This is a genomic window from Collinsella aerofaciens, assembly GCF_040910325.1.
Lineage (GTDB): Bacteria > Actinomycetota > Coriobacteriia > Coriobacteriales > Coriobacteriaceae > Collinsella > Collinsella aerofaciens_BL.
Window position 1 is genome coordinate 22,028 of sequence record NZ_JBDGAV010000019.1, and the last position, 6,399, is coordinate 28,426.

General features: G+C 59.2%; 6 protein-coding genes. 4 read left to right on the top strand and 2 right to left on the bottom strand.

Annotation, left to right across the window (positions count from 1 at the left end; all coding sequences use genetic code 11):
- Positions 1–38: 38 nt before the first annotated feature.
- The 3 genes from AB5Z25_RS08150 to AB5Z25_RS08160 are packed head-to-tail and all read left to right on the top strand — an operon-like array spanning position 39 to position 2,271.
- The gene (locus tag AB5Z25_RS08150) at positions 39–869 is read left to right on the top strand and encodes a transketolase (RefSeq protein WP_368135277.1); all 831 of its coding nucleotides are present in this window, start codon (positions 39–41) and stop codon (positions 867–869) included.
- The gene (locus AB5Z25_RS08155) at positions 869–1,807 is read left to right on the top strand and encodes a transketolase family protein (protein ID WP_196033265.1); all 939 of its coding nucleotides are present in this window, start codon (positions 869–871) and stop codon (positions 1,805–1,807) included. The genes AB5Z25_RS08150 and AB5Z25_RS08155 overlap by 1 nt, the downstream gene beginning before the upstream one ends.
- Positions 1,808–1,818: 11 nt before the next feature.
- Complete coding sequence (locus AB5Z25_RS08160; protein ID WP_368135278.1) at positions 1,819–2,271, top strand: PTS sugar transporter subunit IIA; 453 nt, start codon at positions 1,819–1,821, stop codon at positions 2,269–2,271.
- Between the two features lie 782 nt (positions 2,272–3,053).
- Here the strand turns inward: AB5Z25_RS08160 and larE are convergent.
- The gene (larE, locus tag AB5Z25_RS08165; protein ID WP_368135279.1) at positions 3,054–3,932 is read right to left on the bottom strand and encodes an ATP-dependent sacrificial sulfur transferase LarE; all 879 of its coding nucleotides are present in this window, start codon (positions 3,930–3,932) and stop codon (positions 3,054–3,056) included.
- Between the two features lie 173 nt (positions 3,933–4,105).
- On the opposite strand from larE, the gene AB5Z25_RS08170 reads away from it, so the two are divergent.
- The gene (locus tag AB5Z25_RS08170; RefSeq protein WP_195444763.1) at positions 4,106–4,756 is read left to right on the top strand and encodes an HAD family hydrolase; all 651 of its coding nucleotides are present in this window, start codon (positions 4,106–4,108) and stop codon (positions 4,754–4,756) included.
- Positions 4,757–4,827: 71 nt separating this feature from the next.
- On the opposite strand, the gene AB5Z25_RS08175 is transcribed toward AB5Z25_RS08170, so the two are convergent.
- Positions 4,828–5,940, bottom strand: coding sequence for a LacI family DNA-binding transcriptional regulator (locus tag AB5Z25_RS08175; RefSeq protein ID WP_229058847.1), 1,113 nt, complete (start codon positions 5,938–5,940; stop codon positions 4,828–4,830).
- Between the last annotated feature and the right edge of the window lie 459 nt (positions 5,941–6,399).

Consider the following 6,399-nt stretch of genomic DNA (forward strand, 5'->3'; position numbering starts at 1 on the left):
CATCCGGTGCCGGGGTTGTTCTCAAGAGAGGAATTCGTATGACCAACCAGGAGCTGGCGAAGGTCGCCAATGAGGTCAGGAAGGGTGTCGTGACTGCGGTTCACGCGGCCAAGTCGGGACACCCGGGCGGATCGCTCGGTGCCGCCGACATCATGACGTATCTGTACTTTGAGGAAATGAATATCGATCCTGCCGACCCTCACAAGGCCGATCGCGATCGCTTTGTGCTCTCCAAGGGTCACGCGGCGCCGGGCCTGTATTCGGTGTTGGCAAATCGCGGCTATTTTCCCGTCGAAGAGCTCGAGACGCTCCGTCATATTGGCAGCCGACTGCAGGGCCATCCCAACATGAACGACGCCCCTGGCATCGATATGTCCACCGGATCGCTCGGTCAGGGCATCTCCGCCGCGGTTGGAATGGCACTCGCCGCAAAGCGCTGGGGTGACAGCTACCGCGTCTACACGTTGCTGGGCGACGGCGAGTGCGAGGAGGGCCAGGTGTGGGAGGCGGCCATGTTTGCCGGCAACCATGCGCTCGACAATCTTGTTGCCGTCGTCGACCACAACGGCTTGCAGATTGACGGCACGATCGATGAAGTCAACTCGGCCATGCCGCTCGCTGACAAGTTCCGCGCCTTTAAGTGGCATGTGATCGAGCTCGCCGACGGTAACGACATGGCGCAGATTGCCGCCGCCTTTGCCGAGGCCCGCAAAGTGAGCGACTCGCCCGTGGCCATTATCGCCGAGACGGTGAAGGGCAAGGGCGTCTCCTTTATGGAAAACCAGGTGGGCTGGCACGGCAAGGCACCCAACGATGAACAGTTTGAGCAGGCCATGGCCGAGCTCGCAGCGGCAGGGGAGGAGCTCTAATGGCAGACGTCAAGAAAGTCGCCACGCGCGTTAGCTATGGCGAGGCACTTGTCGAGCTCGGCAATGAGCGCGATGACTTTGTGGTTCTCGATGCCGACCTGGCCGCCGCCACGCAGACCGGTAAGTTTAAGGCTGCGCACCCTGAGCGCTTCTACGACGCCGGCATTGCCGAGAGCAACCTGATGGGGCTCGCCGCCGGCATCGCGACCACGGGCCACGTCGCCTTTGCGAGCACCTTTGCGATGTTTGCCGCCGGTCGCGCGTACGAACAAGTGCGTAATTCCATTGGCTATCCGCACCTCAACGTCAAAATCGGTGCCACGCATGCGGGTATCTCGGTCGGTGAAGACGGCGCCACGCATCAGTGCTGCGAGGACATCGCGCTCATGCGCACGATCCCGGGTATGACGGTAATCGTTCCCGCCGATGACATCGAGGCTCGCGCATGCGTGCGCGCCGCCTATGAGTTTGAGGGCCCGGTTTACATGCGCTTCGGCCGCCTGGCAACACCGGTCATCAACGATCACGAGGACTATGAGTTCAAGATTGGTCGCGGCGTGGTCGTGCGCGAGGGGTCCGATGTGACCATCATCGCTTGTGGCCTTATGGTCGCCGAGGCGCTTGAGGCTGCCGAGGCGCTCGCTGCCGATGGTATCGATGCCGAGGTCATCAACATGCACACGATTAAGCCGCTTGATGAGCGCCTGGTGGTTGCCAGCGCCAAGAAGACTGGTCGCGTGGTCACCGCCGAGGAGCATTCGATTATCGGTGGTCTTGGCGAGGCCGTGGCCTCGGTGCTCGCAGAGCAGCATCCGGTGCCGATGCGACGCGTCGGCGTGCGCGATGTGTATGGCGAGTCCGGCCCTGCGGTCGATTTGCTGCACAAGTACGGTTTGGACGCCGACGGCATCGAAGCTGCGGTCAGGTCCGTGTTGTAAGGAAGGTTTCCATGGGATTTGTATCTGTCAACCAAGTGACAATCGGGTATACCGCCGCCTCGCGCGAGGACGCCCTACATTATTTGTCCGAGCAGGCCATCGAGCTCGGCTTTGCCGATGACGCATCTGCCGTAGAGGCCGCCTTCATTGCTCGCGAGAACGAGGCCGAGACCGGCCTTGTCGCCGGTTTTGCCGTTCCGCATGCCAAAAGCGACGCGATCCACACGCCGGGCGTTGCCGTGCTTAAACTGACCGAGCCCGTTGAATGGCCGAGCTTCGATGGGGTGCCCGTCGATGTTGCGCTCGCGCTGTACGTGCCCGCCGGCGAGGCCGGAACTACGCACCTGCGTCTGCTCTCCAAGGCTGCCGTGATGCTGATGGACGCCGGCTTCCGTGACAAGGTGCGCGCGAGCACCGATCCCGTTGAGATTGCGGAGCTCATCAATAGCGGACTCGAAGACTAGAACGGTCATCCCGTTCAATCAATTGATCCTTCTCCAAGGAAAAGGGCCGCGACGCCGTATGGGTGTCACGGCCCTATTTGCGTTTCCCCAGATAAAACCTGCCAAAACAAAACTGTCCCTTTTTGGCAGGTTAATCGGGGACTATTTCACCGCAACTTAGGGCACGGTTAGGAAGTGTGCACCTTAAAGAGTGGAGCCCATGATTAGAGAGGTCGCGCTCATCTCGCTAAATGTCTCTCTAAAGAGAAGGTTGGTTAGAGAGATAGCATTGGGCAGTCTAGCAGCGAATTCGATACATCTCTCTTAATGTCTCTCTAAAACAAGGCGCTCATCTCTCTAAAGTTAGAGAGATGAGCGCCTTGTTTTAGAGAGACGGAATGCCAAAATTCGTCCGTCAGCTACCATCTGCCAAAAATGACGGATAAAGGGCTCATCGAAGTAATGGGTTCATCGACGAGCCGCAACCGCCGCTATCGGAAGAAGTAGATGCAGCCGAATTGCCCCTCTATCGTCTCTCGAAGTTTGATGGGTGCTAGGGGAGCGACTGCCTCGCGATATTTCCCCAGATAAAACCTGCCAAAATAAACCTGTTCCTTTTTGGCAGGTCAGTTAACGCAGTGCAGGTTGAGCATATGCGAGCGAGCGGGCTCCGGGTGCGGTAAGGTGACGTGGAACAAGCGGGCGCTGACCTTTTGGTCGCGCCCGTGAAGTTGAGCGTCAGATTGCCGTGCCCGGGGCCTGCGCAGCGCCGAGCGGTTACGCCGTTTGTAAAACGGCGTAACTTAAAGATTCATGTTGCCGTGAATGTAGGGGGTGACCTCGGGGGAGATATGGTCGCAGCCCAGTTCGCGCAGCGCGGACTTGATAACGGCGGGCAGCGGGGTTTTGCCCTCGGCATCGACGGCGTTGCCACCGAGGGCAGCAATCTTGGCGACATCTGCGGGTGCGGCCTCGATATGCATGCAGCCGCCGATCAAGCGCGCGCGTACCTGTGCCAGATCAAGATCGTGCAGGTAATCCTCGCAGGCGCGGATTAAATTGACTTTCTCGCGCGTAAGCTCCTCGCCCGTGGGGACGCGGGTGGCAAGACATGCTCCCGCCGGTAGGTTCCAAACGGGATAGCCCCATGCGCGCAGCAGCTCGCGCTCTTCGTCCTTGGTAAAGCCGACCTCCATAAGGGGTGAGCGTACGCCGAGCTCTTCTGCCGCACGCATGCCGGGGCGGTAGTCACCGCGATCGCTTGCATTGCTGCCATCGATGACGGTGGGAAAGCCGAGCGACTTGGCGTGGTTGACGATGGCGGTAAAGCCGGCGTGCTTGCAGTGGTAGCAGCGATTAGCATCGTTGCAGGCTACTTGGGGGAGCTGCAGCTGATCCACCGAAAGATTGAGCACGGGGAGCTTAAAATGTGCCCCTTCATTGGCCTGCCCATCAACGGACTGCTCAAACGAAGCCTGCTCGGGCGTGCCGATAAGCGGCGTGGTGAGATGGACGAGAAGAGTATTGGTAGGCATGACGCGGGCGCATACGGCGGCCAAAAAGCTGCTGTCAACGCCGCCGGAAAACCCGATAGCCACGCGCCCGTATGCCAAAAGCAGCTGTTCGAGCGCCGATAGCTTGTCTTGAAGCTCCTCTGCGGGTGCCGTGGTGTCTAAAATCATGAAACGATCCTTATCGTTGAGTACTCGATCGAAAACTATAATCCTAATGCGTTACTTGCCATAAGACTTCTATCTGTGTAACGAAAGTGCAATATGGCATATACGTTATATACAAGTTGCCAAATGCGGTAGAGTTGCAGCAACGCGACAGCGAGAGTCGATGGGGGACCGATATGATCAAGGCTGTTATTTTTGACATGGATGGAACGCTGGTCGATACCGAGCGTTTGGGGATTAAGGCCTGGAAGGCAGGCGCCGCTGAGCTTGGGCTCGCGATTGATGATGCGCTGATCCATCAGTTTATCGGTCGCACGCTGCCCGATGTCATGGACATCCTTGATGAGCATTACGGCAGCCACGAAACCACCGAGGCGGTCTATGTCCGCCACAAGGAGATTCGCGACGAGATGGTCAAGACCGAACTGGAACTTAAGGCCGGCGCCGCCGAGTGCCTAGACGAGCTGCTAGCTGCGGGCTATCACGTGGGCCTAGCGACGTCGTCGCGCCTCGTTACGGCCGAGCGCAACCTTAAGATGGTCGGTCTTTTTGACAAGTTTGAAACGGTAACGTGTGGCGAGGACGTCGTGCACGGCAAGCCCGACCCCGAGATGTATCTGCTCGCCTGCGAGCGCGCGGGCTTTGCCCCCGAGGAGTGCGCCGTGGTCGAGGATTCGCGCAACGGCTGCGTCTCGGGTATCACGGCCGGCTGCCATGTCTTTGCTGTGCCCGATATCGTGCCGCTGCCGCAGGACGTGGTGGATGGCTGCGAGGTCGTGCTCGACACGTTGTTCGATCTGGCGGCGGCGGTCAAGGCCGCACGCTAGACAATTGCGGCGTTGAAGCGAGTAATTGGCCGTCTTTGCGTAAGCGGCGTTTTGGCATACTGGCCGACGTGCTATAGATACGCGCCTAGGTTGATGGCCGTGGCGTCGGTCTGGGTGTTTGCCTGGGTGCTGGCGCGCTCCAGTAGGAACGGACGTACCAATTCTTGGCGGTTGATATCCTCGGCGGCGGTGGCTGCGGTGACGGTGCGTGCTGCAGAGCCGACGTGGATATGCTTGGTCTTTGTCGGGACCTTGTTCTCGATTTGCTCCATGAGCAGTTGGACACCCTTGCGGCCAATCTCGTAGCCCGGGGGCGCTACCGTAGTGAGCGGGACCGATCCGCTCCAAGCGAGTGGGTTGCCGTCGCATCCGGCCACGCGAACCTGCTCGGGGACGGAGATGCCTTTGTCGACCAATGCCGAGATAACGCCCGAGGCCAACACGTCGGTCAGACCGACGACAAAATCGGGGCGTTCGTTGGCAGGGCGCCCGGCAATCTGAGCGCCAATGCTGTAGCCGTCGGCTGCGGTATTCCACTCTCCGGCGTCAATGACCTCAATTTTGATATCGGGATGCAGGGCGAGGGCCTTGTGAATGCCAAGGACGCGCAGGGTGAGCTGCATGAATGCCGCTCTGCCCACAACGGTGATATGGTGTGCGCCGCGGGCGATGGCGAGCTCGGCGATAATGCGCCCCTGTGCCTCGTTGTCGGCCGCTACGTAGTAGCCGGGCTCGGAGCAATGGATGTCCAGGTGGACAATCGGCACGGGCATCTTGGTCATAGCGGGGTGCCAGTCGGGGGATGCCATGGGCTGAACCATGACGCCGGACATCTGGGTGCCCATAAAGTAGCGCAGGTAATGGTCCTGGAGAATATCGTCGTTATCGGCGTTGGCGATGAGCAGGTCGTAACCGTGCTTTCGGGCCTCGTTATGGGCACCGCTGGCAATTTGGAGCGAAAAGCCGTGATCGAGACGGGGGAGCACCAGGCCAAAGGACTTGGTGGCGCCGCCCGCGAGCTGACGAGCGCTTTGGTTGGGCAGGTAGCCCAGTCGATTGATGGTTTCATTTATGAGCTTGAGGGTCTCGGGGCGCAGCTTTTCGGGATGGTTGAGTGCGTTGGAAACCGTGCCCAACGAAACCCCGGCTTCGCGCGCGACGTCGCTGATTTTAACCTTTGCCATAGCGGCCCCTTTGATGCGTTTCAAGTACAAGCCAGATTGTAGCATCCCAAACCTACCAAAAAGGGACAGGTTTATTTTGGCAGGTTTTATCTGGGGAAACGCCGTTGCCAGCGCGACCACCACGAAGGTGCCTGTCCCCATTGTGGTGGTTTGGACCGGCTGGACGTGTGTGCATCGGGTGGTATCTAAGTTGAGATACCACTTCTGGTATATCAGATTGCGTTTGCGTGAGTACAATACTCGAACGTTATGCGTCTCAGCGCCCCCTGTGCGTGGACGTTTTGCAGTCAAGCGGACGAAGGGATTTATCCTATGTGCGGAATTGTCGGCTACACCGGCTCTGATATTGCAAAGAACATCCTGGTCACAGGCCTCAAGCGTATGGAGTATCGCGGCTATGACTCCTCGGGCGTCGCGCTCGAGGTGGGCGAGGGCGCCGCGGCGCACCTCGACGTCATC

Bases quoted from the DNA above. Each gene is read 5' to 3' on its own strand.
- AB5Z25_RS08155 (WP_196033265.1), top strand. From the start codon at position 869: ATGGCAGACGTCAAGAAAGTCGCCACGCGCGTTAGCTATGGCGAGGCA.
- larE (WP_368135279.1), bottom strand. From the start codon at position 3,932: ATGATTTTAGACACCACGGCACCCGCAGAGGAGCTTCAAGACAAGCTA.
- AB5Z25_RS08160 (WP_368135278.1), top strand. From the start codon at position 1,819: ATGGGATTTGTATCTGTCAACCAAGTGACAATCGGGTATACCGCCGCC.
- AB5Z25_RS08175 (WP_229058847.1), bottom strand. From the start codon at position 5,940: ATGGCAAAGGTTAAAATCAGCGACGTCGCGCGCGAAGCCGGGGTTTCG.
- AB5Z25_RS08150 (WP_368135277.1), top strand. From the start codon at position 39: ATGACCAACCAGGAGCTGGCGAAGGTCGCCAATGAGGTCAGGAAGGGT.
- AB5Z25_RS08170 (WP_195444763.1), top strand. From the start codon at position 4,106: ATGATCAAGGCTGTTATTTTTGACATGGATGGAACGCTGGTCGATACC.